Here is a 25,157-nt window from a genome sequence, read left to right on the forward strand (position 1 = left end):
TTGAAGCTGATCAACCCTTGCTTGCGACTTCTCGCAATGCAGCGGTGAGCAGTTCCGCGGGCCGGGACAAGGAGCGGCCCGCGCGCCGCAAGATGCCGATGTATCGGTATAGCGGCGGATGATTGATCGAAATACGGCGCAGGCGGCTTGTGTCTCCTCCGCGTGCGACTACCTCGGACAGGACGGCTACTCCAAGTCCTTGCGCGGCCATCGCCATGATCGTTGAGTTATAGACAGCCTCATATGCCGCCGGCAGGGAGATTTTCTGCTTGTCGGCCGCGGCTTCGATGTGCATGCGAATGCTGCTTTCCCTGACGGGAAGAATAAGAGGAGGCTCGGCCAAGTCTCTCAGCGTCACGGTGCCGCGCTTTGCCCAAGGGTATTCCGGAGCGACGAATGCGCAAAAGCGGTCGGTCATCAGCTTCTCCCAGACCAGCTCCTGATCGCGCTTGATCGGGCTGCCAACGCCAAAGTCGACTTCTCCGTTCCGGATCATATCGGTAAGACGCGAGGCGACCGTGTCCCGTATGCGGACAGTAATGCGGGGATAGTCGAGCTTCAGCCGGTGTATCGCATGGGGCAGCAGGCCCGCAGCCAGCGAAGGCAGGGCGGCAACCGTTACCGTGCCTCGTTCGGGATCGCTTGTATCCCTGGCGTAGGTGACCAGATCCTCGACTTCCGCAACCAGATGCTCGATCCTGGGTAAAAGCTCCAGGCCTTGGGGAGTCAGGCTTACGCACCGGCGATTGCGGTCGAACAGGCGAGTGCGCAAATGCGTCTCGAGCTGCTGGATCTGTGTGGTCAAGGCCGATTGGGAAATATTCAGCTCGTATGCGGCCCTGGTGAAGTTCCCTAGGCGGGCGATCGCGAGAAATGCGCGAAGTTGTTTGAGATCACCCAACATAATCGCAGCCTCATTTTATGGGGTAACAGTTTAGGTATCGATTTTTTAGAAGACTCTATTCGTTTATTTCAATTTTACCAATCATACGCATCTATGTATATTGCTTCCAAAACACTGACTAGGGACAAACGATGAGCACTGTTGGCAAGGTTGTTGTCGTGGGTGGGGGAACAATGGGATGCGCGGTTGCCGCCATCTTCAAAGCGGCTGGATGGGCTACCCATGTGGTTGAAGCAGATGAGCCGACACGGCTCGCCCTTCCAGGGAAAATTGATGCCGCCGCCCGTACGCTTGGCACTGGAGGTGGCAAGACATCGCCGGTGATCTACGGTGCGATGGCGGATGTCGATTGGTCTGATGCCGATATCGTCATTGAGTGCATATTCGAGGATCTTTCACTCAAGCAGGCAGTCTTTGCCGAGCTCGAAGCTCTGTGCCCGGCCCCGACTCCCTTGACGAGCAACTCGTCAAGTTTTCCCATCAGCCAGATCGGAAAGGGCTTGGCGACGCAGAGCCGGATGCTTGGGCTGCACTTCTTCATGCCGGCTCATTTGGTGCCTGCGGTGGAGGTGGTCAGCAGCGAAACCTCCGATGAGGCGACCGCTTTGCGGGTCGGCGAAATCATGAGATCCGTCGGAAAGAAACCGATCCGGGTCAAGCGGGATATTCCGGGGTTTCTCGCCAACAGGATCCAGCATGCCTTGATGCGTGAAGCCATCGCCTTGGTAGAGGAAGGCTTTGCGTCGGCGGAAGATGTCGATGCTGCTGTCCGGTATGGGTTCGGGTTTCGGTATATCGCAGCCGGACCACTGTTGCAGAAAGATCTGGCCGGAATCGATATCCATTGCGCCGCGGCGGCCACCATGTATCCATACCTCCGCACCGACCAGGAGCCTAGCGCTTATATGCGCCGGCTGGTCGCCGATGGAAACATGGGAGTGAAGTCGGCATCGTTGCGCGGGTTCTATCAATGGACTCCCGAGAAGGTGGCTGCCGAGCAGAAGCGATATGAAACAGCGTTGCTCAAGGCTGCGTGCATCCTCCTGGACGAAGAGGCTGATCATTGAACGGCTCTTCAGGGCGCTTGGATATAAAAATACGATCAATCGTGCCGCACGCGGCATGAATTCCGGATTGAGCAAAAGGGGAGACAATGAAACGAAACAGCAACAAGGGGGAAGTCGCATGAATGGGCAGCCTTCCTCACACAATAAGTTCAGGGCCTGGCAACGAATAATGACGTCGATAAACAGCGTTGCGGAAAAATGCGCCGGCCTTTTCCTTCTTGGCATGGTCATTTCCATTTCCATCTCCGTTTTCGCGAGGCTTCTGTATACCTATACAGGCGTTCCCTGGTCCGTGCCATGGGCCGAAGAACTGGGCCGCTACATGATGGTGGGCAGCGTTTTCATCGGGGGCGCGGTCGCAGCCTATCATCTCCGCCTGATTGGGGTTGATGTATTTATCACCGCGATTCCGGAGCGTATCGCCCGTTGGCTGAGGTTCCTGGCCCATGTCCTGACGCTGGCGCTGGCGTTGCTGCTCGTCTGGAAATCCATTCAGTTGATACAGCTCGGCCTGCGGCAGTGGTCGCCGGCGATGGAGGTGCCAATGGCCTATGTCTACATATTGATGGGCATAGGCTGCGTGCTCATGTGCGCGAATACCTTCACGCATGCAGTGAGGGAGTTGCTGAACGTGGATCTGCCCCGGCAGGAGTCGGTGGAGATGGAAGAGGCCATGGAAATCAAAAATAGCATGGGGAGCCCATTATGATTCTTGTTCTTGGGCTGTCATTTTTTTTGATCATGCTGATCGGCGCGCCGATCATGACCGCGCTGGGTTTGTCGGCCGCGGTTGCGCTGCAGGCGGGAGAACGGTCGCTATTGATCGTTGTACAGATGGCTTTCCAGTCGCTGGACTCATTCAGCCTGATGGCCGTACCGTTCTTCATACTTGCGGGGCATCTCATGCAGTCTGGCGGAGTTGCACGCAGGCTGGTGCAACTGGCCAACGCTTTCGTCGGATGGATCAGAGGAGGCCTCGGCGCCGTTGCCGTCCTGACATCCATGCTGTTCGCCACAGTATCGGGATCGTCGTCCGCGACAACGGCCGCGATTGGTTCCGTGCTGATCCCGGAAATGGAGAAGAAGGGCTATCCGCGATCGTTTGCCGCGTCCGTTGCAGCTTCGTCCGGTGAGCTGGGGGCGATCATTCCGCCTTCGATTCCAATGATCGTGTATGCGTTGACTGCCAATGTGTCGGTCGGGGCGCTATTTATAGCAGGGATACTTCCGGGGGTTCTGATTACCCTGTCGCTCATCCTGACGGTCTACGTGATCGCCCGCATCAAGGGCTTTGACGAAGTCAGGACGATAAGCGTGAAAGAGTGGGTGAAAGGCATTTTCGTTGCCCTATGGGACGCGCTGCTTGCACTGATGATGCCCGTCATCATCCTGGGCGGAATATATGGAGGCCTGTTTACGGCGACCGAGGCATCTTGTATCGCAGTCCTCTATGGCCTGTTTCTGGGGATGTTCGTATACAAGGAAATAACGCTCAAAAATCTGCTTGGCATTTTTGCCCGGGCGGCGGTCATGTCGTCGATCATATTGCTGATCGTTGCCTTTGCAGCAGTGTTTGCGTATCTGCTGACGATCAACCAGGTACCGCAGCGCGTGGCCGCCGCGCTGGGATCGATAACCACCAGTCCGATCGTATTCCTGCTCTTGGTGAATGCCATGCTGTTCATCGTCGGCATGTTTATCGAGGCATTGGCGGCAATTCTGATCATTGTGCCGATTCTGGCTCCCATCAGCGTGAGCTTCGGAATCGATCCCATCCATTTCGGCATGATCGTCATTACCAATCTCGCCGTTGGGATGGTGACTCCGCCAGTGGGGGTCAACCTGTTCGTGGTGTGCGAAGTCGCCCAACTGAAGATGCATCAGCTGGCCCGGTACCTGGTCATTTTCCTGGCGGTGCTCATCGTGAATATCCTGATCATCTCGTATGTTCCTGCCCTCAGTACCATTCTCTTGTAGATAAGAGCCGTCGGCCGATTTTCCGACGTGAATCTAAAAATGCTATTTCATAATCATCAAGGAGACACAGAATGAAAGTATTCAAAAAACTGCTTGGCGCCGGAGTCCTAAGCGCCCTCATGTTCGCTTCGCCGTCCCACGCTTTGAACATGGATGTCGGGCATACGCTGACCACGGACAGCCCTTTTCACGTCGGCACGCAGAAATTCGCCGATATCCTGAAAGAAAAATCGAACGGAAAAATCAATGTCACGGTATTTCCTCACTCGCAGCTGGGAGGAGAACTGACCATGATTCAAGGCGCTGTGGCTGGCGCCACGGATCTGTTCGTCACAGGCCAGCCCACTCTGAACAATGTCGTGAAAGAGTTCCTTGTTTTCGACGCGCCGTTCCTGTTCGACAATGTTGCTCAGGCCAATGAGATTCTGAGCGGGCCTGCGGGCGATAAATTTCTGGACATTCTTCCCAAGTATGGCCTGGTTGGCCTGGGCTGGTTTTCCGCGATCGAACGCAACGTATTTGGCAACAGGGCCATCAATTCCGTCGACGACTTGAAGGGCATGAAAATACGCGTCATCCAGTCGCCGGGATATGTGGAAAGCTACAAGGCACTGGGCGCCCAGCCCACTCCAATGGCTTACTCCGAACTTTACTTGGCATTACAGCAAAAAGTCATCGATGGCGCTGAAACAACCCCCGATCAATTCGTGTCCGATAAGTTCATCGAGGTTTCCAAGTACTTCAGCATGACACATGTCAATATTCATCCTGCCTTGCTGATCATGTCCAAGACGCGTTGGGACTCTTTTTCCACAGACGAGCAGAAGATGGTCAAGGAGGCGGCCGATGAGGCAATGGCCTACGCTCGAGAGTACTATCACAAGGTCTATGACGAAGGGATGAAGACCATGAAGGAAAAGGGCGTCACGATCGTTCAGCCAAGCAATCTCGAGTCCTTGATCGAAGCGACGAGGCCTGTCGTGAAAAAGCTGATTGGCGAGGCTCCCAATGGGCAGGAACTCTATGATGCTTTGATGGCAGCCAAGGAAAAAGCCGGAAAGTAATTGCTCCCCCGGGTCTCCGCGCCCGGTATGAGTCCATCATTCATACCGGGCGCGGAGGCCCGGCATTCCAGACGCGGCGATCTGGAAGATCGTGATGACCTTGGCGGCTCTGCGGCTGGGCAGTGCTTTTTCGAATTGCAAATAGAATGGATAACACGATGACTTGCTTCACGAAACCTGAAAACCTGCGTGTACTGATTACGGGAGCGGCCGGGAACATAGGAAAATGTCTGCGCGCTCATCTAAGCGGTCGCTATGGCCTATTGCGCCTGGCTGACATCGTGGAACAGGAGCCTGCGCGGGAAAACGAGGAAATCTGTGCGATCGACGTGCGGGATATCGATTCTATAGAACGTTGCATGCAAGGCATGGATTGTGTCATTCACCTGGCCGGGATCCCTGGCGCCGATGCCTGGGAGAAAATTCTCCCGATGAATATCGAAGGCTGCTACAACGTATTCGAGGCTGCTCGTCGCCAGAATGTGCCCCGGATTATCTTTGCCAGCTCGAATCATGCCGTTGGCTACCATAGAAGGGAAAAATTCCTGGATAACACCGTGGAGCCCAGGCCTGATTCGCTATACGGGGTTTCGAAAGTCTTTGGAGAGGCATTGGGCCGGATGTATGCGGACAAGTACGGTATGTCGGTCGCATGCCTGCGGATAGGAACATTCCGGACGCCGGACCATCCAAGTGAAGCGCGACAACTGTTGACCTGGATCAGCCATAGGGATATGGCGGAACTGGCGCGTTGCTGCATCGAGCATGAGTCGTATCACTTCGTCGTAGTCTACGGGGTATCGAACAATCTTCGCAACCGCTGGGATAACTCCAATGTGAAGTTCATGGGCTACCAGCCGCAAGACGACTCCGAGGTTTTCGCGGCGGAGATACTGGCCAAAGACATACCTGAAGATCCCATAGCAGCCCAGTTTCACGGGGGGTTCTACTGCCCCTTGGAGTTTGTCGGCACAACCGACAGGATCTCCTGAGCCCTTCAGTTTGGATTGCTGCAGCGCATGCAGTAGCGCAGTCACGACGGAGACATTATGTACGCCGCCCCACCAGCCATTGAAGCCCAAATCTTTACCCGACTGCCTGACGCATTCCGCAAACCGGCAGGCACTTCCGAGTGGCATCGCTACCAGCCGGGAAACCAGCCGCCGCACTCCTTGCTGGAGGGGCCGTCATTCGACGCCCAGGGCCGCTTGTATTGCGTGGACGTCCCCTGGGGACGCGTATTCCGGATCGATACGCGAGGCCGGTTCGAGCTGGTTGCCGAATACGATGGCGAGCCTAATGGCCTGAAAATCCACCAGGATGGACGTATCTTCATTGCGGACTATGCGCGTGGCATTGTCCTTCTGGATCCGGAAACCGGCGTGGTGGAGCCGGTCCTCGAGCGAGTCCATCTCGAGCGCCTCAAGGCTGTCAACGATCTGGTATTCGCTTCCAATGGCGATCTGTATTTCACCGACCAGGGCCTGACCGGCTGGCATGACCAGACGGGCCGCGTCTTCAGACGTCGCGCGGACGGCCGCGTCGATTGTCTGCTGGACAACGTACCTAGCCCCAATGGTTTGGTATTGGATCCGAGCGAATCAGTGCTTTACGTCGCTGTGACGCGGGCGAATGCCATTTGGCGCGTTCCGCTGACACGCGAAGGCAATGTCACCAAGGTCGGCACCTTCATCCAAATGTCCGGTGGGGGAGGGCCTGACGGTCTGGCGATCGACGAGGAAGGCAACCTTGCGGTAGCGCATGTGGGCCTGGGCGCGGTCTGGCTGTTCAGTAATCGGGGGGAGCCCATGCTGCGCATCAATTCCCCGCTGGGGCAATTGACCACGAATGTTGCTTTTGGAGGTCCGGAGCGCAAGACGCTTTATATTACAGAGTCGGAATCGGGGTCGATCCTGACGGCGCCGATGCCGGTGTCGGGCCGTGTCATGTATTCGGGAGTCTGAACGGGACAGGTCCGCAGAGTCCCGGACGTTGGGGATGGGCCTGCACTGGCAGACCCATGGCCGATTTCAGGCGGGGAGTGACTCACAGTCCGGCATGCCGCCGCAAGCTGCGTGCAAACGCCCAGCCGAGCACGACGAGTCCAGCCCCGCAGCCCGCCATCAGCGGCAGCGTCGACGTTGCATTCACCAGTTCCGCGCCCAGGGCGACGCCGAAAGATTGGCCCAGGAACAGCAGGCTGGCATACAGCGAAACGGCGATGGCGCGCTGATGCTCGGAAATCTGAGTGGCGTTGGCCTGCAGCGTGCCGTGCAGGCAGTAGAAGCCCAGGCCGAACAGGGCGCAGGCGGGCAGCGCCCAGGGCCAGCGGGGGGCCAGGGCCATGGCAAGGCCTATCAGCATGATGGCGCCTCCGAGGCGCGCCAGGCCGGGCTCTCCCAGGCGCCGCAGCAGCTGGCGGGCAGTGCGGCTGTAGATCAGTCCGCCGACTCCATACAGGGTAACCATGGCGCCGGAGGCCGAAACCGAAATGCCGTGATATGTCTGCAGGTGCAAGGGCATGAAGGCTAGCGCGCTGAAGACCATGGCGCCTTCGAGGAAGGCGACGATGAACAGGATCTGGGCCCAGCGGCTGGACAGGATGGTGCGAGCGCCCGTGATGTAGTCGCGCATGCGGGCCTGCCCCGCAGGCTGGAAGCGGGGCTGGCGCCGCAGATTATGGGCCAGCAGCAGGGCCGCGGCGGCGAACAGTACGGCGATGATCACGAAATTGACGCGCCAGTGCCAGGTTTCGGACACGATGCCGCCAATCCACTGGCCGGTCATCATGCCGATGATGGTGGCGCCCAGCAGTTGGGCCAGCGTGGCCTGCCGCTGTTCGTAGGGGGTGTTGTCGCCGACCCAGGCCAGCGTCAGGGGGATGATGCCCGCGGCCATTCCACCGGCCATGAAGCGGCTGGCGATCAGGCTCTCCAGGCTCGGCGCCAGCGCGCCCCAGATGGCGCTGATCATGCAGCCGACGAGAACGAGCAGAATCATGCGCAGCTTGCCCCAGCGTTCGGCGGCGGGGCCGTAGATCAACTGCATCAGGCCGTAGGCGATGGCGAAGCCCGACACGACGGCAGCCGTCTGCGCGGTGGAGGTATCGAACTCCCGGGCCAGCGGGCCTAGCAGTGTGTCGCAGATCCGCATGGACGCCATGCTGGCGTAGCCCGACAGCATCAGGGCCAGGAAAAGGCCGGGAGGGATCTGGCTGGAAGCGGTGGCGGCCGGGGTGCTGCGCGCGGACGCAGAGCTCATGCGGGCTCCCTCGAGTCGGTCCGCAGCGCACGGCGCCGGGACATGGGGGCATCGAAGACGACCGGTCTGGGACAGAAAAAAGGCATGGCGTTTTCCAGCGTGGCACAAAAACCTGCCATAGTGTATCGCGAGGCAGTCGGCATGACAGCCGCGCATCCGCGTGTCGCCGCCGCCAGCGGTCCGGACGCAGGATGAGATGTGTTACTTTGAAACAGTCCTATCTTTATTCCCTTTAAGCGGCCATAGTGGACGCAGGGATATTTTTCCCTGGTAAATTTAGGACTTACATTGAAAACAGAAACAGGTATAGTGAAGTGGTTCAATAACGAGAAAGGCTTCGGCTTTATCATGCCGGAGCTTGGCGGGAAGGATCTCTTCGCTCACTACACTGAAATCCAGGGCTCCGGACACAAGACTCTCGAAGAGAACCAGCGTGTTTCGTTCGTAGCCGGAACCGGCCAAAAAGGCCCTTGCGCCACGCAAATTCAAGTTATCTAAGGGTTTGTCTACTCTGTTCGAGTAGACAGGCGCGAGCTTAGTCGAGGCCGGACCGATGAAACATCGGGACCGGCCTTTTCTTTTTCTGCGGCCGGAACAGGCCGCCCGCTATGGTACGGGGCGGATACAGTCTCTATAATCAGCCGGAACAGCCGGCCTGCCGCAACAGGCCGGCTGTATTTTGAGACCGACACCTGACATATCCGGGATTTCATCACCGCCATGAGCAGCGCATCCGCCCGACCGCCTTCCGGCCCGACGACAGGGCAGCGTTTCTGGACGGGTTTCGGTCTGGCCGTCGTCGGCGCCATCCTGTTTTCCTCCAAAGCCGTCGTGGCCAAGCTGACCTATCGCTATGGCGTCGATGCGCTGACGGTAATCGGCTTTCGCATGATGCTGTCGGCGCCGTTTTTCATCGCGATCGGCGCATGGCAGGCGTGGGCCGCGCACAAGGGAAGGCTGCCGAGGCTCGGCCTGAAAGACTCCCTGCGGGTGGCGTTTCTGGGATTCCTGGGCTATTACCTGTCCAGCTATCTGGATTTCCTGGGCCTGCAATACATTACCGCCGGCCTCGAGCGCCTGATCCTGTTTCTGTCGCCCACTTTCGTGCTGCTGATCACGGCCATCTGGTTGAAGCGGCCCATCGGAAGGAGGCAGTGGTTCGCGCTGGCGCTTTCCTATACCGGGGTGGTCCTGGTGTTCGTGCATGACCTGTCGTTCGGTGGCGACGACGTCATGCTGGGGTCGGCATTCGTGCTGGCGGCGGCGCTGACGTATGCCTTTTACCTGATCTCATCGGGGGAGTTGCTCAAGCGCATAGGTTCCACGCGGCTGGTGGCGTATGCCATGACGGTGTCTTCCATTGTCACCCTGATCCATTTCTTTGCGGTGCATTCGTGGGAGGGATTGCGGCAGGCGCCTGAGGTCTACCAGCTGTCGCTGGTGCACGCGGTCCTGCAGACCGTGCTGCCGGTATTCCTGACGATGTGGGGCGTGGCGCGGATAGGTGCGCCGCTGGTCGCGCAACTGGGCATGATCGGCCCGGTTTCTGTGCTGTTCCTGGCTGCATGGTTGCTGGGCGAGCCGATCACGGTGCTCCAGCTCGTCGGGACGGCCATTGTGCTGGCGGGCATTCTCGTGCTGGGTCGCCGCAGCTGACCTTCCGGGCTCCGGCCGCGGCATCCTGATGCGGGTCAGCGGCGCTGCATCATCTGTTCCAGATGTTCGCGATGCACGTCATGGGTGACGAAGCCCGATGTATTGTCCGGCATGGCCAGGCGCGCGGGATCCTGCAGCGTGGCGCGGATGTCTTCCAGTCCGCTGTTCCAGTGGTCGCGCATGCTGGCAAGCCCGAACTGGAAATCCTTGTAGTTGCGTTCGTACGGCTTGTTCCGGTAGATGAGATGGATGACGTTGTAGCGCTTGGCGCAGGCCAGTTCCTCCGCCATCTGGCAGTAGGCGTCGCTGCGGCGCACTTCGTCCGGAACGGCGTCCAGAATGTGCCGCAGCAGATGGCGCCTGTATTGCGTCCAGCGCATCTGCTCGGTGACCATGCGGGTGCGGCTGGAATAGCGGATTTCCTTGATGCGGTCGGCGACTTCCGTCATGCTGGCGGGCACTCGTCCGCGGGCGCTCCATAGATCCACCTGGAAGACCAGCGTATCGCGCTGGGGACGTTCTTCCAGCACATAAGAGAGCGGAGTGTTGGACACCAGGCCGCCGTCCCAGAAATATTCTCCGTCGATCTCCACGGCGGGAAAGGCGGGCGGCAGGGCGCCCGACGCCATGAAGTGCTCGGCCCGCAGCGGGATGCGCCGGTTGTCGAAGTAGGTGAAATTGCCGCTACTTACGTTGACGGCGCCGACGGAAACCTGCAGCTCTCCTGCATTGATGCGGTCGAAGTCGCACAGCCGCTCCAGCGTGTCCTTCAGCGGCCGTATGTCGTAGAAACTGGTTTCCGCGGGGTCTCCCTGGCCGACCAGGCTGGGAGGCGGGAAGCGGGGATGGAAGAAGCCGTTCCGGCCGCCCATGAGGGCGCTGCCCGCATGCCAGGCGCTGATCATCTGGCGCGTGGCATCGTTGATGTTGAACATGGATTGCTCGATGAAGGCATCCATCATCGGGCCAACGGGCGGCTGGCAGATGGTTTCCCAGAACTCTTTCAGGCGGGTCACCCGGGTTTCGGGCGGATTGCCCGCGATGACGGCGGTGTTCAGCGCGCCGATGGAAATGCCGGAGATCGTGCCGGGATGGATGCCCGCTTCATGCAGGCCTTCGAAGACGCCTGCCTGATAGGCGCCCAGTGCGCCTCCGCCCTGGAATACCAGGGCAATGGACTCGTAGGGAGGCAGTGAGAATGTCATGCGCTGCGCCTGTCGTGGTTGACTATGGACAGTGTAGCGGAAAGCGCGGCGCGGGCGCGATCGCGCCTGTGCGAAATGAGCGCCGGCGGATCAGAAGAACCAGGACAGCGGCGAGCGCTTCAGTGCAATGCCGATGATGTAGACGAAGATGGCGATCGCAATGAGCGCGGCAATGCCGCGGCTGGTTGCAGTGCGCCCGCGCTTGATGGCAAAGCTGCCGACCATGATATAGGCGATGAGAAGCACGATCTTGAGCAGCAGCCAGGGCTGGTTCGCGGCCTCTCCAAGCAGAGTGGCGAGTATGACGCCACAGAGCAGCAGAATGGAATCGACGACATGGGGCAAAACCCGGACCAGCTTGTGCTGCAGGGCGGGAGAGCTGGTGACGGACCAGTAGGCGCGGATGACGAAGAGCAGCAGGCTGAGCCCGGCCGCAGTCATGTGGAGATGCTTGATGGGAAGGTAGTAGCTGAACATGATGCGTTTGTGCGAATGGAGGCAAGTGGGCGGGTATGCATGCGGCGGACATCCGGCGATGCAGGATGCGCAGCCGTTGCGGCTGCCGGGGCCATCCGGCGCCGACGCGATCATCAAGTATAGCGGGACGCCGGAGGGTTTGTACGCGATAAGCCTGTTTCAGTCATGGATTTCCCATTTTCCCGATCCCTTGCCTGCCAGCACGAGATGCGCGGGGTGATGGGCGAACAGTGTGTTGCGGTGACCGACGCTGACCAGCATCATCTCGGGCAGTTGCTGTCGCACCAGGCGGTACATGGCGTCCTCCAGTCCTTCGTCCATGGCGGACGTGGCCTCGTCCAGGAATGCCGCCACGGGCTTAGCCAGAAGCAGGCGTCCGAAGGCCAGGCGCTGCTGTTCGCCCAGGGAAAGGATGCGGCCCCAGTCAGCGGTTTCGTCCAGGCGGGAGGCCAGATGTCCCAGTTGCACATCCTGAAGCGCCTTGACGGCGGTTTCATCGGTGGCGGATGAGGCTGGCGGCGCGTTCAGGGCATGCGCCGCGGACAGCAGGCCGTCCAGGTTCTTCAAGGCCGAGGAGTCGCTGGCGGCGCGGCTCTGGCGGTAGCCTTTCGGGTCCGGGTTGTCGATGGCTTCCCGGCCGGGGCTGTCCGGATAGTACAGCGCATCGCGCAGCGTTCCCAGCGGGATGTAAGGCTTCTGGGAAAGGAACAGCGTGCCGTGCGCGGGGCGGACGATGGCGCCTTCACTATAGGGCCAGAGTCCCGCGATGGCGCGCAGCAGCGTGGTCTTGCCGCTGCCCGACGGTCCCCGGATCAACAGAGGCTTGCCGGGCGCCACTTCCAGGCTGAGGTCGCGCAGCAGGACTTGCCCTGCCGGTGTCGACAGCGAAAGGTTCTCCAGCGCCAGCCGCGTGCCGTCTGCGCGGATGGCGGGCGCGGGCAGGCGGTGCGCCTGTTCGATGGCGGAGGTGAAGCCGCTCAGGCGATCCAGGGTGGCGCGGTAAGAGGCGAATTGATCGTAGGCGGTACGGAAGAACGACAGGTTTTCCTGCAGCCTGCCGAAGGCCTGCGATGTCTGCACCAGGTCTCCCAGGCTGATCTGCTTGGAAAAGAAGCGCTGAGCCTGGATGATGAAGGGAAAGACTGCGGCGGTCTGGGAAACGACGAAGTTGAAGCCCAGGAATTGCAGCGAGCGGCGCACGATGGCCCAGGCGTTGCCGATGACCTGGGCGAAGCGGCTGCGCAGCAGGGCGCCCTCGACCTTTTCCCCGGCATAGAAGGCAATGCTTTCCGCATACTCCCGCAGCCTGACCAGCGCATAGCGGTAGTCGGCGTTGAAGCGTTCGTTCAGGAAGTTCAGCAGGATCAGAGGACGGCCGATGCGTATGGCGAATACCGTGGCGATCAGCACGTAGGCGAAGACCATGAATACCATGCCCCTCGGGATCTCGATGCCGAGCAATGCCAGCGGGCCGGAAAGACCCCAGAGGATCAGCGTATAGGCGATGGTGGATACGATCGCGTTGATGACGCCCATGGAAAGGCTCAACGAGGACTCGGCGAACAAGGTGACGTCCTGCTGGATGCGCTGGTCCGGGTTGTCTATGCCTTTTTCGAGATACTGGGTGCGGAAATAGGCCTGGTTGTCCAGCCAGCGCGACAGCAGGTGTTCGTTCAGCCATTTGCGCCAGTGGATGATGAAGCTTTGCTGGATGTAGAAGTCGATCAGCGCCCGTATCACGTGGATGCTGGCCAGGATGGCGAACAGCCACATCGCGAACCAGAACGTGGCTTCGTCCAGGTTCTGCAGCGAGGTGTACATAGTGTTGTACCACATGGAAAACAGCACATCCATGCGCACGGCGAACAGCGTCAGCAGCAGGATGACGCACAGGCCCAGGATGGGTTTCCAGCTGCGCTTCGGAGAAAAATAACCGCCCGTCAGCGCCCAGAACTGGCGGCCCCATACGGTGGAGCGCGCCAGCAGGAACAGGCTGATGAAGAAAATGACGAGCGTGACGAGATAGGCCTTGAGCAGCCACCAGGCGCTGTTGACCAGTTCCGCGTTCCAGTCCATGCGTTCTCCGTTTCGGCGGTATTGTCATTGTCCGGGTGATTGCCCGGCAATGATGCGATGCTGCCGGGCGGATCACGAAGGCGTTAGTTTACGCGCAGCGGCCCGCGGATAGGAAGGAAGTATGCCGCCGGATACCCTGCCTGTATGCCCGATGGCTTGCAAGGCGCAGAATTCAGATATGATTCCCTGGCGCAGGTCGCCGCGCCGCGGCATGCGGCCGAGAAAGCAAAACATTATCTGTCATTGGAGAATTTCCCGACATGCCTTACGTCACCATTTCCGCCAGCCAGTCGTATTCCGCCGAACAGAAGCGCCAGCTCATCGTCTCGGCCAGCGAGGCTGTGGTATCCAGCCTTCAGGCGCCCGTGGAGAACGTCCGGGTGCTGCTGAACGAGTACCCGCAGGAGCGCTATCTCATCGCGGGCAGGACTGAAGTCCCCATGCTCATGTACCAGGTCGACCTGATCGAGGGGCGCGACGACACGAAGAAGGCCGGGCTGGTCAATGCCCTGAAGCAGGCGGCCGTGGCGGCGACGGGCATCGCGCTGGGAGACGTCAAGGTACGGCTTTGCGACTTCAGGCGCGAGGACATGGGGCATTTCCCCGCCTGAGTCCGGGCGCTGCAGGGGCCGTCCAGGCGCGGACTCGGCTCGTCCGGCCTGGATGGCAAGCTTCACTTCGTCTTGACGCCCAGCTTCTTCGCCAGCTTGTGCAGGTTGCTGGGATCCAGGCCCAGCAACCGTGCGGCGTTGGCCCAGTGGCCGTCGGTGGCGGCCAGGGCGCGGCGCACCAGCCCGGCCTGGGTCTGTTCCACGGCTTCGCGCAGCGTCGGCAATGGCGCGCCGGGCTTCGGATTCGTCGCCATGGTGCGCGCCGTTGTCGGCTGGGCGGCGGGCTGCTTCTGCCTGAATTCGAGATCCAGGTCCAGCGGTTCGGGATGGATTGTCATTATCTGGTCGCGGGCCAGGCCGCTGCTGAGCAGTTTCAGCGCGGCGCGGCTGATGACGTGCTCCAGTTCGCGCACATTGCCGGGCCAGGGATAGGCCATCAGCGCCTGCTCGGCTTCGCTCGACAGCCGTATGCCGCGCAGTCCCAGGCGCGAGCGCGTGAATTCCAGGAAATGCCCCGCCAGCATCAGGATGTCGTGGCCGCGCTCGCGCAGCGGCGGTATGTGCACAGGATAGACCGACAGCCGATGGTAGAGGTCCGCCCTGAAGTCGCCCGCCTGGGTATAGGCCTTCAGGTCGCGGTTGGTGGCGGCGATGATGCGCACGTCGGTCTTGATGGCATGATCAGTGCCGAGACGCTGGACCTCCCCATTCTGCAGGGCGCGCAGCAGCTTGGCCTGCACGTTCAGCGGCAGCTCCCCGACCTCGTCCAGGAAAAGCGTTCCGCCCTGTGCGGCCTCGAACCTGCCCGGCCTGTCGGTGGTGGCGCCTGAGAAGGCGCCTTTCACATGGCCGAACAGCTCGCTTTCCGCCAGCGATTCCGGCAGCGCCGCGCAATTGACGTGCACCATGGGCTTGTGGCTGCGATTGGAGCGCTTGTGGATGCGGCGCGCGAACAGCTCCTTGCCCACCCCGGTTTCGCCGAGCAGCAGGATGGGCAGGTCGGAGGTGGCAATGACGTCGAGCTCGTCGAGCAGCTGGCGCAGGACATCGCTGCCTCCGATGATCTCGTTTTCGCTGCTGTTGACCGACGTCTGCATGGCGTTGCTGCTGAGCTGGCGCAGATTCCGGTTCTCGCGCTCCAGCATGGTGACGCGTATGGAGGCCTGCAGGATCTGGATGTAATGCTGCAGTTCCTGGATCGTATTGTCGTCGAAGGCGCCGATTTCCTGGGCGTCGAGCGTCAGCACCCCCCATAGCCTGCCCTCGACGTACAGGCTGGCACCCAGGCAGTCGTGTACGTGCAGCGAGTGTTCCCGCTGGTCCTCCAGCAGCCCGTCGTAGGGATCGGGAAGGATGCTGCCGGGCTCGAACCAGGTGGGCTCGCGCCGGGAAAGAATCGTGGAGAAGCGCGGATGGTGCGCCACGGTGAAATGCCGTCCCAGCGCTTCGTGGGCCAGCCCCGTGGCGGCGACGAGCCGCAGGCTGTCGCCGTCCAGGTGCAGCAGGCCGACGGCATCGCAGCGGAATTGTTCCTTGATGGTGTGGACGGCGCGTTGCAGGCGCACCGCGTTGGGAAGGTCCGCGACCAGGTCCGTCAGTAGAAGTTCTCTCATGGGTGAATATTACCCTAACGGTTTAATTTACCCAAACATGAAGGGTGAAATTTACCGTTTCTGCGCGATTTTTCTGATTTGGATCAAAAGAAATGGGTGATTCAATCTGGCACGGTATTTGCTTTAAGGGAGTGAGGCTTCAGACCATAGAAAGGACACATCATTATGACCCTGATCCAGCCAGAGACCGGCCCGGGAGCGTTGGATGATCAAGCAGGCGGTGAGCAGCGCGTCGATTACACGCGCCTGCCGGTTGCGGATCTCATACGCCATATATTGGCGCGCTATCACGAGCGCCATCGGGTGCAGTTGCCGGAGCTCATCTATCTGGCGCGCAAGGTGGAGCGCGCGCATGCGGGGCATCCCGACTGCCCTGCAGGTCTGGCCGACAGCCTGGAAGACATTCAGCAGTCGCTCGAAAGCCACATGATGAAAGAGGAACAGGTGCTGTTCCCGCTCTTGATGCGCGGCGCGTTCGCGCAGGCGCAGGGGCCGATCTCGGTCATGCGCTTCGAGCACGAGCAGCATGGCGAGGCGCTGGCCGATGTCCAGGACATCACGCGCAACCTCCATGTGCCGTCCGATGCCTGTGGTACATGGAGCACGCTCTATGCCGGGCTTACCGAATTCCGCAACGATCTCATGCAGCATATCCAACTGGAAAATGATGTGCTGTTTTCCAAAGCCACCAATGCCGTAGAAGGAGCGCATTATGGGTAGTTATAAAAAACTATGGTGGACGCTGATCCTCACTCTGGGGATCACGTTCGGCGTACTGGGATGGGCGGGGGTCGAGATATATCGACAAGCCCCGCCCATTCCTGGTCAGGTCGTAACTGCGTCGGGCCAGGTGCTGATGACCAAGGATTCCATCCTTGATGGTCAGACCGCCTGGCAGAGCACGGGCGGCATGCAGGTCGGCTCGATCTGGGGGCACGGCGCCTACCAGGCGCCCGACTGGACCGCCGACTGGCTGCACCGCGAACTGCTGGCCTGGCTTGATCTGGCCGCGCAGGAAGAAGACGGTGTTGCTTATGATGCGCTTCCCGCAGGTAGAAAAGCCGATCTCAGGGATCAGCTGAAGCAGGAGTACCGTGCCAACACCTACGATACTGCGCGCGACACCATGGTCGTGTCCGAGCGTCGTGCAAAGGCTATGGAGCAGACGGCTTCCTACTACAAAAAGCTGTACGGCAGCGATCCCGAGCTGAAGTCCTCGCGCGAAAACTTCGCCATGAAGGAAGACACTCTGCCCAGCGCAGAACGTCGCGAACTTCTGACACAGTTCTTCTTCTGGACGGCATGGGCCGCATCGACCGAGCGCCCCAACATGGCGGCTACGTATACGAACAACTGGCCGCATGAGCCGCTGATCGATAATGTCCCTACGGCGGAAAACGTCGTGTGGTCCATTGTCAGCGTCATCGTGCTGCTTGCTGGTATCGGCCTTCTGGTCTGGGGCTGGTCGTTCCTGCACAAGGAAGAGCCTGAGCCCCAAGTGCCTGCCAAGGATCCTTTGGCCGGATTCAGCCTGACAGCCTCGCAAAAGGCGCTGGGCAAGTACCTGTTTATCGTGGTCGCACTGTTCACGGTGCAGATCATGCTCGGCGGCGTGACCGCTCACTACACGCTCGAAGGCCAGAGTTTCTACGGCATTCCTTTGTCCGACTGGTTCCCGTACTCGTTGCTGCGTACCTGGCACATCCAGGCGGCATTGTTCTGGATTGCGACAGGCTTTCTGGCGTTCGGCCTGTTTTTTGTGCCTATCCTCAATGGCGGCAAGGATCCAAAGTTCCAGAAACTTGGCGTGGACGTTCTGTTTTACGCGCTGCTGATACTGGTGGTCGGTTCGTTCGCCGGCAACTATCTGGCTATCGCGCATATCCTGCCGCCTGAGCTCAACTTCTGGTTTGGCCATCAGGGCTATGAATACATCGATCTGGGCCGCTTCTGGCAATGGGTGAAACTTGCCGGTCTGCTGATCTGGCTGGGCTTGATGCTGCGCGGTGTTGTGCCTGCGCTGCGTCAGAAAGGCGGTGACAAGAACTTGCTGGCGCTTCTGAGCTTTTCCGTCATTGCCGTTGGCCTGTTCTACGGTTCCGGCCTGTTCTATGGCGAACGCACGCACATCAGTGTCATGGAATATTGGCGCTGGTGGGTGGTTCACCTGTGGGTTGAAGGCTTCTTCGAAGTGTTCGCAACCACAGCGCTGGCATTCCTGTTCTCCAGCATGGGCCTGGTTTCCTATCGTGGCGCAACGGCTGCCGCGCTGGCTTCGGCTTCGCTCTTCATGCTGGGCGGTGTGCCGGGAACGCTGCACCACCTGTATTTTTCAGGCACGACAACGCCGATCATGGCTATTGGCGCCACCTTCAGCGCGCTGGAAGTCGTCCCTCTGATCGTGCTTGGTTATGAAGCCTGGGAAAACTACCGCCTGAAGGAGCGCGCCCCCTGGATGAAAGCCGTTCACTGGCCAGTCATCTGCTTCGTAAGCGTGGCATTCTGGAACATGCTGGGCGCTGGTGTCTTCGGCTTCATGATCAACCCCCCCATCTCCCTGTACTTCATCCAGGGCCTGAACACGACGCCTGTGCATGCGCACGCCGCCTTGTTCGGTGTCTATGGCTTCCTGGCTCTCGGCTTCGCGCTGCTGGTGCTGCGCTATATCCGTCCGAACTTCAGCGTCAGTCATAGCCGCATGAAGTTTGGCTTCTGGATGCTCAATGGCGGTCTGGCGCTCATGATCTTCACCAGCCTGCTGCCTATCGGCCTGTTCCAGTTCCATGCAAGCGTCAGCGAAGGTCTGTGGTATGCGCGTAGCGAAGAGTTCCTGCAGCAGGACTTCCTGCAGACCTTGCGCTGGGTCCGTACCTTCGGCGACGTAGTGTTCATCGCCGGTGCGCTGGCCTGGGTGTGGGAAGTCGTGCGCGGCCTGTTCGGCCTGGGCGGCAGCCAGCCGGCAGCCGTTCCCGCCAAGGCTCACGCCTGATGAAATGTGGCGCCGGCTGCGGCTGGCGCCATCGCAACGGCTTGGAGGGCAATGGTGCAGACCTTGCCTGCCATCAATGAAACAGGGGCGTCACTTTTTAAGGTGACGCCCCTGTTTTTATGCTCTTGATGATTTCCGCCTGCGCCCGCCCTCAGGCTTCAGGCATCGAGCGGGACGATTGCGAACGTTGGCCGGCCCTGCTCATCATGGGAAACGCGATAGGACAGTGTTTCCGCTACCGAGTTGTCTTCATGGAAGGTCAGCACGACGGGAGCGAACGTTCCCAGTTCGTTTTCCTGAATATAGGCGGAATTGCAGATGATGACCTCATCGCCTTTCTGGCATGTGCGCGCCGCCGCGCCGTTCAGGATGCAGCAGCGCGAGCCGCGCTCGCCGTAAATGACGTAGGTGCTGATGCGCGCGCCCGAATGCTTGTTCCATATGTCCACGAATTCCAGCGGCAGTATGCCGGCGGCTTCGCAATGGTCCGGGTCCAGGGTGATGGAGCCGTGGTAGTTCAGGTCGGCGCCCGTAACGCGAATGCCGTGCAGCTTGCCTCGTACAACCTTTCTCACGTGTCGTCCTGCCAGAAAAAGCATTATTGTAGTGGGAAAGCGGCAGACTGTCGGGCAGGGTGCTGCATATAATGTGAATGCAATTATAATGAAATAAGCATACTCCACTCCTGTCCTTGGAGCGGGAAACCCCTTGCGAAGAGTCGCCATGTTTGCTTTCCTGGAAGCCTATCGCGCCGGACTGCTGTCCCGGCGCCACTGGTTGCCCAACATTATTTCGGGCGTCATTGTCGGCGTGGTGGCGCTGCCTCTGGCCATGGCCTTTGCGATTGCCTCCGGCGTCAAGCCGGAACAGGGCATCTACACGGCGATCGTGGCCGGCATCGCAGTCTCCGTATTCGGTGGAAGCCGCCTGCAGATCGCCGGGCCCACGGGGGCGTTCATTGTCATCCTGGCCGATATCGTCGCCCGCCACGGCGTGGACGGATTGCAGATCGCCACCATCATGGCCGGCGTCATCCTGCTGCTGCTGGGCATCAGTCGCATGGGTGCCGTCATCAAGTTCATTCCCGCGCCCGTCATCATGGGGTTCACGGCGGGGATCGGCGTCATCATCTGGGTCGGGCAGTGGCAGTACTTTCTCGGCTTGCCGGACTCGGGCGGCGGGCATTTCCACCAGAAGCTGTGGGCGCTGCTGCAGAGCATGCCGCAACTGGATCCCGCAACCGCATTCTTCGGCTTCATGTCCCTGGCGCTGGTCGTCTATGCGCCGCGCATCAAGTGGCTGGCCCGCATTCCCGGCCCGTTGGCCGCCTTGGTCGCGGCCACGCTGCTGCAGTCCATCGCCGGGTTTTCCACCGTGGCCACCATAGGCAGCACATTCGGCGAAATTCCGCGCGGCCTGCCGTCGTTCCATGTGCCGGACTTCACCCTGTCGCGTCTGGTGGAACTGATCGGTCCCGCGTTCGCCATTGCCATGCTGGGAGCCATCGAGTCTTTGTTGTCGGCCGTGGTGGCCGACCGCATGGCGGGTACGCGGCATCACTCGAACCAGGAGCTTATCGGGCAAGGCATCGCCAATGTCGCCGCTCCTTTGTTCGGCGGATTCGCCGCAACGGGCGCCATTGCGCGCACGGCAACCAATATCCGCAACGGCGGCACCAGCCCCCTGGCCGGTATCGTCCATGCCCTGGTGCTGGTGCTGATCCTGCTGGTGCTCGCGCCGCTGGCCTCCAATATTCCGTTGGCGACACTGGCTGCGATATTGTTCGTGGTGGCCTGGAACATGAGCGATGCCCGGCATGTCGTGGGGATGCTGAAGAAGGCGCCGCGCTCGGACGTGGTCATCCTGCTGGCGACGTTCCTGCTGACCGTGTTTACGGATCTGGTCGTGGCGGTCAATATCGGCGTTGTCATGGCCATGCTGCATTTTCTGCGCCGCATGGCCGAAAGCGTGCAGGTCCGCCTGCAGGATCCCCAGGAATTGATGCGGGAGTTCGCCCATGACGGCATCCGCGGACTGCCCGATGGCATGCGGGTCTATACGGTGGAAGGACCGTTTTTCTTCGGTGCGGCCGACATCGTCGAGCGCGCCTTGCACGACTCGCACGAAGACGTGCGTATCCTGCTGATCCGGCTGCGCTATGTTCCCTATGTGGATGCGACGGGGCTGCAGGCGCTGGAGGACGTGATAGCGCGGGCGCAGCGCAATCGCGTCCAAGTGCTGATTTCCGAGCCTAATGGGCGTGTGCTGCGCAAGATGCGCAAGATGGGCCTGACCGATAGGCTGGGAAGGAAGAACGTCTGCGCTACGGTGCTGGAGGCTTTCCGCAGGGCCGAGGAAATCGGCGGCGGGCAGGCATAGGCGGTTTGCAGAGGGGCGGCTTCGGCGCTTATTCGGGCGTACGCACCTTGGGGTTGCCGGTGGCCGTGCCGCTGCCATAATTGACGCCATGCTGGCGCAGGTAATCGCGGATCAGCTGGCGCACGACCTGCGACGTGGTGATGTCCTGCGAGGCGCAAAGCTGCTCCAGCGCTTTCTTTTTTTCCGGGTCGATCAGAATGGTAAGTCTGGCAGTCTTCTGTTCCATGGCCGTCTATCAACAGGATGATCATCGTATTGTAATGGACCTTGCGGGCAGGCTGCGGGCGGGCATGAATTCGGAGGCTAGTCCATTGCTTTCGGCCAGGAGGCCAGCTGGCGGGCCAGGGTGTCTTCCATGCGACTCATCCAGGCATCCGGGTCGGCGGGAGAAGGCGCCAGCGTGTGCAGGGAAGCAATGCGATCCGGGCGATAGACGACGCCGGTACCGAGCAGGGCTTCGAACCGATTGATTCGTTCCGTCAGGAGTTCGCAGTCCACGGCGGCCAGTATGACTGCATGCGCGAGCACGACCTGGGTGGCCGGGCTGCCTTCCCGCCCGCCGGGCATGCGTCGCCAGAGCTGGGCCGTACCCACGATTTTCCGCGCCTGGTCGCGCCGGCCGACGGCGAGGTTGTAGCGCCCGTCGCAGAACGAGCCCTGGACCGCCTGGGCCGAAGCTGCGATGCCAAGATCGGACAGGGCCGTCCGGATGATCTCGCAAATGCGCTGGTAGGCGGTTTCCGAGTGATCCATGGGCAGGCCGGCGTGCGGATAGCACAGGCTCAGGTTCAGTATGCCCCGGCCCTGGGGCACGATGCCTCCGCCGGACTGGCGCACACTGACCGGCCAGCCGCTTTCGGCAAGGGCCTCGCAGGCATCGGGAAACGTTGCGTGCCGCTGATATGTCCTGGGCACCACCAGCCCCTGGCGGGCATGCCACAGCGCGGCAATGGGGCCATGGTCGGCCGCGTGACGCATCAGCCACTCGTCCGCGCGGCTGTCATGCCTTTCGTGGCGGGATCGCCGGACGACTTGCATGCGGTGCCGCCCCGGCTACAGCTTGATCTGGCTGGGAGCCTGGAAGACGTCGTCGCCCATGAACCAGTAGCGGACCGCGTCGATGAGCGACAGCAGGATGACGAGGATGGGAGGAAAGAAATAGAACAGCAGCAGGTACAGCAGCCCGCGGCCCACCTGGCCCAGGTAGAAGCGGTGGGCGCCGAGCCAGCCCAGGAAAATCGCCAGCACGATGGCGATTTTCCGGCGGTTGTGGGTCTGTTCGACATCCTTGTTGCGGATGACCCAGATCGTGATGGGAACCGTCAGCGCCAGGGCGAGCAGCACCTTGCCGGTATGTTGCGAGACATAGCCGGTGATGGCGTTGTAGATATCCGAGAAATTGTGAATGACGATGCCGGTCAGGTATTGGAACCACTCCAGCGCATGGCGGGCGACGCTTTCGCCAAACGTCAGCGCAAGCAGGATCACCAGAAAGATTGTGATCGCAATGACGAGTTTTTGCAGCATGTGAGTGTGTTCCTTGGGCGGATGGCGGGACACGGGATAATCCGCAGTGTAAATGAATTGGCCGAGGGGGGGCACGCGAGGCGGGCCCGGGCCCGCCGCAAGCGGGTTTCCGCGGCGCCGGCAGGCCCTAGGGATATCCCGTGATTCGCCGTATTTGCGGTAAAGAGGGGAGGCGCGCGGCCGTAAATCATCCGGTAAGAGATAAAAATAGATTGTTACTGGAGAGATCATGCGTATGCGTACCAATGTCTCCGATATTGAATCGGGAAGCAGGGGGTGGTGGGCCCGTCAGTCGCTGGCGGTGCGGATGTTTCTGGCAACCACGACGGTGACCGTTCTGGTCATGGGGGCGGTCATCGCCGTTGCGGCATGGCAGGGGTACAAGGCCGCGGTCGACAACATACAGCGCGAACTGACGGCGGCGCTGGACAGCACGAACGAGTCGCTGCAACTGGTCTTCAACAGCGCCAAAGAACGCAGTCTCGCCATCCTGCCTGTCATCAAGCGGGAACTTGGCGGCATTCCCGAACTGGACGAGGGCGCGGAGCCCGGGCAGGGTGTTCCTCTGCTGGTGGCGGACGGCCAGATTGTCAACGGCGACCACTCCGTCCTGCTGCGCGTGCACGAAAACACGGGAGCGGATCCGGCCGTACTGGTCCGGTCAGGAAACCGCTGGGTCCGCGCGGCGACGTTGCTGCGCGATGCGCAGGGCAATATCCGCCATGGCAGCGAACTGGAACCCACGGATGTGCTTGCGCGCGCGTTGGATGCCGGGGAGCCGTACAGCGGCTTGCTGCAGCGCAATGGGCGCTGGTACGCCATCAGCGTGGAGCCGCTCAAGGGAAGCGATGGCAAGGTTTATGGCGGCCTGTCGGCGCGTGTGGATGTGCACCGCGAAGTGGAAGAGCTGTTCCGCTGGATCAACAACGCCACAGTCGCGGATCATGGCATCCTGGGGGTGCTGCAGCGCAGCGCCGACGGCAAGGACTGGGTGCGCGTAGCGGGACGCAATCGCACGGCAGGCTCCACCCTCAGGCGGGATATGCCGGCGCAGGACGTGGCCGCCCTGGAGACGTTGTTCCGGGAACAAAGCGGCTTCGCCGGCTTGCCGATGGGTGAGCCCGCGAGCGACCGTTTCGTCGCCTGGGCCGCCGTTCCCAACTGGGACTGGCTGATGTACGCCACGGGCGATCAGGAGGCTTTCCTCGCAAACAGCAGGCAGCAAGTGTATGTGCAGGCGCTGCTGATCCTGCTTGGCGCATTGCTGGTCTCGCTGATGGCCGGCTGGCTGGCCTCGGTGACGCTCAGGCCGGTGCGCAAGGTAATCGAAGGCATGACGCGGCTTGGCGAAGGCGACCTGACGATAGATGTGGCGGCCGTTCCCGAACGCACCCGCAGCGAAGTGCATGCGCTGCTGGGCAACCTCCGGCGCACGCGCGACAATCTGAAGGAAACCATTGCAGCGGTCCGCAGCAGCGTGGACGAGATCAATGTCGGGGCTTCGCAGATTGCCGCCGGGAATACCGATCTTTCCAGCCGTACCGAGCAGCAGGCTGCCTCCCTGCAGGAAACCGCGGCCAGCATGGAAGAGCTGTCCGTCACAGTCAAGCAGAATACCGACCATGCCAGGCAGGCCAGCGCGCTTGCCGTGGATGCTTCGGCGGCGGCGGGCCGGGGCGAGCAGGTCGTGGCCAAGGTTGTGCAGTCCATGCAGCAGATATCCGGCAGCTCAGGCAAGATCGGTGAAATCGTGGGCGTCATCGAAGGCATTGCGTTCCAGACCAATATCCTGGCGCTGAACGCGGCCGTGGAGGCCGCGCGGGCGGGAGAACAGGGCAAGGGCTTCGCCGTCGTTGCCGCCGAGGTGCGGTCGCTGGCGCAGCGCAGCGGCGAGGCGGCCAAGGAAATCAAGTCCCTGATCGAGGCCTCGCTGGTGCAGATACGGACAGGCTCGGAAGAAGTGGCGGGAGCCGGGACGGCCATGCAGGAACTGCTGGCGTCCGTGCAGAGGGTCACATCCCTGATGAAGGAAATCGCCGCGGCCTCCGAAGAGCAGTCCAGCGGAATCGGACAGGTCAACGAAGCCGTGGCGCAGATGGATATCGTCACTCAGCAGAATGCCGCCCTGGTGGAGCAGGCCGCCGCCGCGGCGGGGTCGCTCCAGGCGCAGGCGAGCCATCTGGCCAGCGCCATTGCCGTATTCAGGATGCATGAAGAGGCGCAGGTGCGGGAGGACATCCAGCATTCCCGTTCCTCTCCCATGCTGCTTGCGCAAAGCTGAATTTCTGCGTACAATATTTGGCTTATCTCGAGCCTGGCTTTAAAGCAGAAAAGGAAGTCCGGGCGCCGAT

General features: G+C 60.8%; 23 protein-coding genes. 13 read left to right on the plus strand and 10 right to left on the minus strand.

Annotated features, from left to right (window positions below):
* Positions 1-10 precede the first annotated feature (10 nt).
* Positions 11-904, minus strand: a complete 894-nt coding sequence (locus EV686_RS08645; protein ID WP_132475674.1) for a LysR family transcriptional regulator — start codon at positions 902-904, stop codon at positions 11-13.
* A 131-nt stretch (positions 905-1,035) separates the two neighbouring features.
* On the opposite strand from EV686_RS08645, the gene EV686_RS08650 reads away from it, so the two are divergent.
* The 6 genes from EV686_RS08650 to EV686_RS08675 all read left to right on the plus strand — a co-directional run bounded on the left by EV686_RS08650 (position 1,036) and on the right by EV686_RS08675 (position 6,976).
* Positions 1,036-1,971, plus strand: coding sequence for a 3-hydroxyacyl-CoA dehydrogenase family protein (locus tag EV686_RS08650; RefSeq protein WP_132475677.1), 936 nt, complete (start codon positions 1,036-1,038; stop codon positions 1,969-1,971).
* Positions 1,913-2,680, plus strand: coding sequence for a TRAP transporter small permease (locus EV686_RS08655; protein WP_243650809.1), 768 nt, complete (start codon positions 1,913-1,915; stop codon positions 2,678-2,680). The genes EV686_RS08650 and EV686_RS08655 overlap by 59 nt, the downstream gene beginning before the upstream one ends.
* Positions 2,677-3,948 carry a TRAP transporter large permease gene (locus EV686_RS08660; protein ID WP_132475680.1) on the plus strand — a complete coding sequence of 424 codons (1,272 nt, stop codon included), beginning with the start codon at positions 2,677-2,679 and terminating at the stop codon, positions 3,946-3,948. Before EV686_RS08655 ends, EV686_RS08660 begins: the two co-directional genes overlap by 4 nt.
* 71 nt (positions 3,949-4,019) lie before the next feature.
* Complete coding sequence (locus EV686_RS08665; protein WP_132475683.1) at positions 4,020-5,012, plus strand: TRAP transporter substrate-binding protein; 993 nt, start codon at positions 4,020-4,022, stop codon at positions 5,010-5,012.
* A 158-nt stretch (positions 5,013-5,170) separates the two neighbouring features.
* Entirely contained in the window at positions 5,171-6,004 is an 834-nt protein-coding gene (locus EV686_RS08670; protein WP_132476070.1) for an NAD-dependent epimerase/dehydratase family protein, read from the plus strand.
* 57 nt (positions 6,005-6,061) lie between these two features.
* Positions 6,062-6,976 (plus strand): SMP-30/gluconolactonase/LRE family protein, encoded by a 915-nt coding sequence (locus tag EV686_RS08675; RefSeq protein WP_132475686.1) that lies wholly within the window; start codon positions 6,062-6,064, stop codon positions 6,974-6,976.
* An 82-nt stretch (positions 6,977-7,058) separates the two neighbouring features.
* Here EV686_RS08675 and EV686_RS08680 read toward each other — a convergent pair whose 3' ends face one another.
* Positions 7,059-8,273, minus strand: a complete 1,215-nt coding sequence (locus EV686_RS08680; RefSeq protein WP_165972554.1) for an MFS transporter — start codon at positions 8,271-8,273, stop codon at positions 7,059-7,061.
* A 288-nt stretch (positions 8,274-8,561) separates the two neighbouring features.
* Between EV686_RS08680 and EV686_RS08685 the strand changes: the two genes are divergently transcribed.
* Together EV686_RS08685 and EV686_RS08690 are read left to right on the plus strand one after the other, a co-directional pair.
* Positions 8,562-8,771: a cold-shock protein gene (locus EV686_RS08685; RefSeq protein ID WP_132475691.1), complete on the plus strand. Its 210-nt coding sequence runs from the start codon at positions 8,562-8,564 to the stop codon at positions 8,769-8,771.
* A gap of 222 nt (positions 8,772-8,993) precedes the next feature.
* Positions 8,994-9,929 carry a DMT family transporter gene (locus EV686_RS08690; RefSeq protein WP_132475694.1) on the plus strand — a complete coding sequence of 312 codons (936 nt, stop codon included), beginning with the start codon at positions 8,994-8,996 and terminating at the stop codon, positions 9,927-9,929.
* A 35-nt stretch (positions 9,930-9,964) separates the two neighbouring features.
* On the opposite strand, the gene EV686_RS08695 is transcribed toward EV686_RS08690, so the two are convergent.
* The 3 genes from EV686_RS08695 to EV686_RS08705 all read right to left on the minus strand — a co-directional run bounded on the left by EV686_RS08695 (position 9,965) and on the right by EV686_RS08705 (position 13,687).
* The gene (locus EV686_RS08695) at positions 9,965-11,134 is read right to left on the minus strand and encodes a DUF3734 domain-containing protein (protein ID WP_132475697.1); all 1,170 of its coding nucleotides are present in this window, start codon (positions 11,132-11,134) and stop codon (positions 9,965-9,967) included.
* Positions 11,135-11,224: 90 nt separating this feature from the next.
* Positions 11,225-11,611: a SirB2 family protein gene (locus EV686_RS08700; protein WP_132475700.1), complete on the minus strand. Its 387-nt coding sequence runs from the start codon at positions 11,609-11,611 to the stop codon at positions 11,225-11,227.
* A gap of 159 nt (positions 11,612-11,770) precedes the next feature.
* Positions 11,771-13,687, minus strand: a complete 1,917-nt coding sequence (locus EV686_RS08705; protein ID WP_132475703.1) for an ABC transporter ATP-binding protein/permease — start codon at positions 13,685-13,687, stop codon at positions 11,771-11,773.
* 260 nt (positions 13,688-13,947) lie between these two features.
* Between EV686_RS08705 and EV686_RS08710 the strand changes: the two genes are divergently transcribed.
* Entirely contained in the window at positions 13,948-14,298 is a 351-nt protein-coding gene (locus tag EV686_RS08710; RefSeq protein WP_132475706.1) for a tautomerase family protein, read from the plus strand.
* Between the two features lie 62 nt (positions 14,299-14,360).
* Here EV686_RS08710 and norR read toward each other — a convergent pair whose 3' ends face one another.
* Positions 14,361-15,911, minus strand: a complete 1,551-nt coding sequence (gene norR, locus EV686_RS08715) for a nitric oxide reductase transcriptional regulator NorR (RefSeq protein WP_132475709.1) — start codon at positions 15,909-15,911, stop codon at positions 14,361-14,363.
* Positions 15,912-16,076: 165 nt separating this feature from the next.
* On the opposite strand from norR, the gene EV686_RS08720 reads away from it, so the two are divergent.
* The gene (locus EV686_RS08720) at positions 16,077-16,631 is read left to right on the plus strand and encodes a hemerythrin domain-containing protein (protein ID WP_132475712.1); all 555 of its coding nucleotides are present in this window, start codon (positions 16,077-16,079) and stop codon (positions 16,629-16,631) included.
* Positions 16,624-18,900, plus strand: coding sequence for a nitric-oxide reductase large subunit (locus EV686_RS08725; protein ID WP_132475715.1), 2,277 nt, complete (start codon positions 16,624-16,626; stop codon positions 18,898-18,900). Before EV686_RS08720 ends, EV686_RS08725 begins: the two co-directional genes overlap by 8 nt.
* Positions 18,901-19,058: 158 nt before the next feature.
* Here the strand turns inward: EV686_RS08725 and panD are convergent, their stop codons facing one another.
* Positions 19,059-19,475: an aspartate 1-decarboxylase gene (gene panD, locus EV686_RS08730; RefSeq protein ID WP_132475718.1), complete on the minus strand. Its 417-nt coding sequence runs from the start codon at positions 19,473-19,475 to the stop codon at positions 19,059-19,061.
* Positions 19,476-19,623: 148 nt separating this feature from the next.
* Here panD and EV686_RS08735 point away from each other — a divergent pair, with 148 nt between their 5' ends.
* Positions 19,624-21,279: a SulP family inorganic anion transporter gene (locus tag EV686_RS08735; RefSeq protein ID WP_132475721.1), complete on the plus strand. Its 1,656-nt coding sequence runs from the start codon at positions 19,624-19,626 to the stop codon at positions 21,277-21,279.
* A 28-nt stretch (positions 21,280-21,307) separates the two neighbouring features.
* On the opposite strand, the gene EV686_RS08740 is transcribed toward EV686_RS08735, so the two are convergent.
* The 3 genes from EV686_RS08740 to EV686_RS08750 all read right to left on the minus strand — a co-directional run bounded on the left by EV686_RS08740 (position 21,308) and on the right by EV686_RS08750 (position 22,806).
* On the minus strand, positions 21,308-21,505 hold the full coding sequence (locus EV686_RS08740; protein ID WP_132475724.1) for a ribbon-helix-helix protein, CopG family: 198 nt from the start codon (positions 21,503-21,505) through the stop codon (positions 21,308-21,310).
* 77 nt (positions 21,506-21,582) lie between these two features.
* Positions 21,583-22,317, minus strand: coding sequence for a lipoyl protein ligase domain-containing protein (locus tag EV686_RS08745; RefSeq protein WP_132475727.1), 735 nt, complete (start codon positions 22,315-22,317; stop codon positions 21,583-21,585).
* A 15-nt stretch (positions 22,318-22,332) separates the two neighbouring features.
* Positions 22,333-22,806 (minus strand): TM2 domain-containing protein, encoded by a 474-nt coding sequence (locus EV686_RS08750; protein WP_132475730.1) that lies wholly within the window; start codon positions 22,804-22,806, stop codon positions 22,333-22,335.
* Positions 22,807-23,035: 229 nt separating this feature from the next.
* On the opposite strand from EV686_RS08750, the gene EV686_RS18965 reads away from it, so the two are divergent.
* Positions 23,036-25,087: a methyl-accepting chemotaxis protein gene (locus tag EV686_RS18965; RefSeq protein WP_207901719.1), complete on the plus strand. Its 2,052-nt coding sequence runs from the start codon at positions 23,036-23,038 to the stop codon at positions 25,085-25,087.
* Positions 25,088-25,157 lie beyond the last annotated feature (70 nt).

This window comes from Paracandidimonas soli (assembly GCF_004342005.1).
Lineage (GTDB): Bacteria > Pseudomonadota > Gammaproteobacteria > Burkholderiales > Burkholderiaceae_B > Paracandidimonas > Paracandidimonas soli.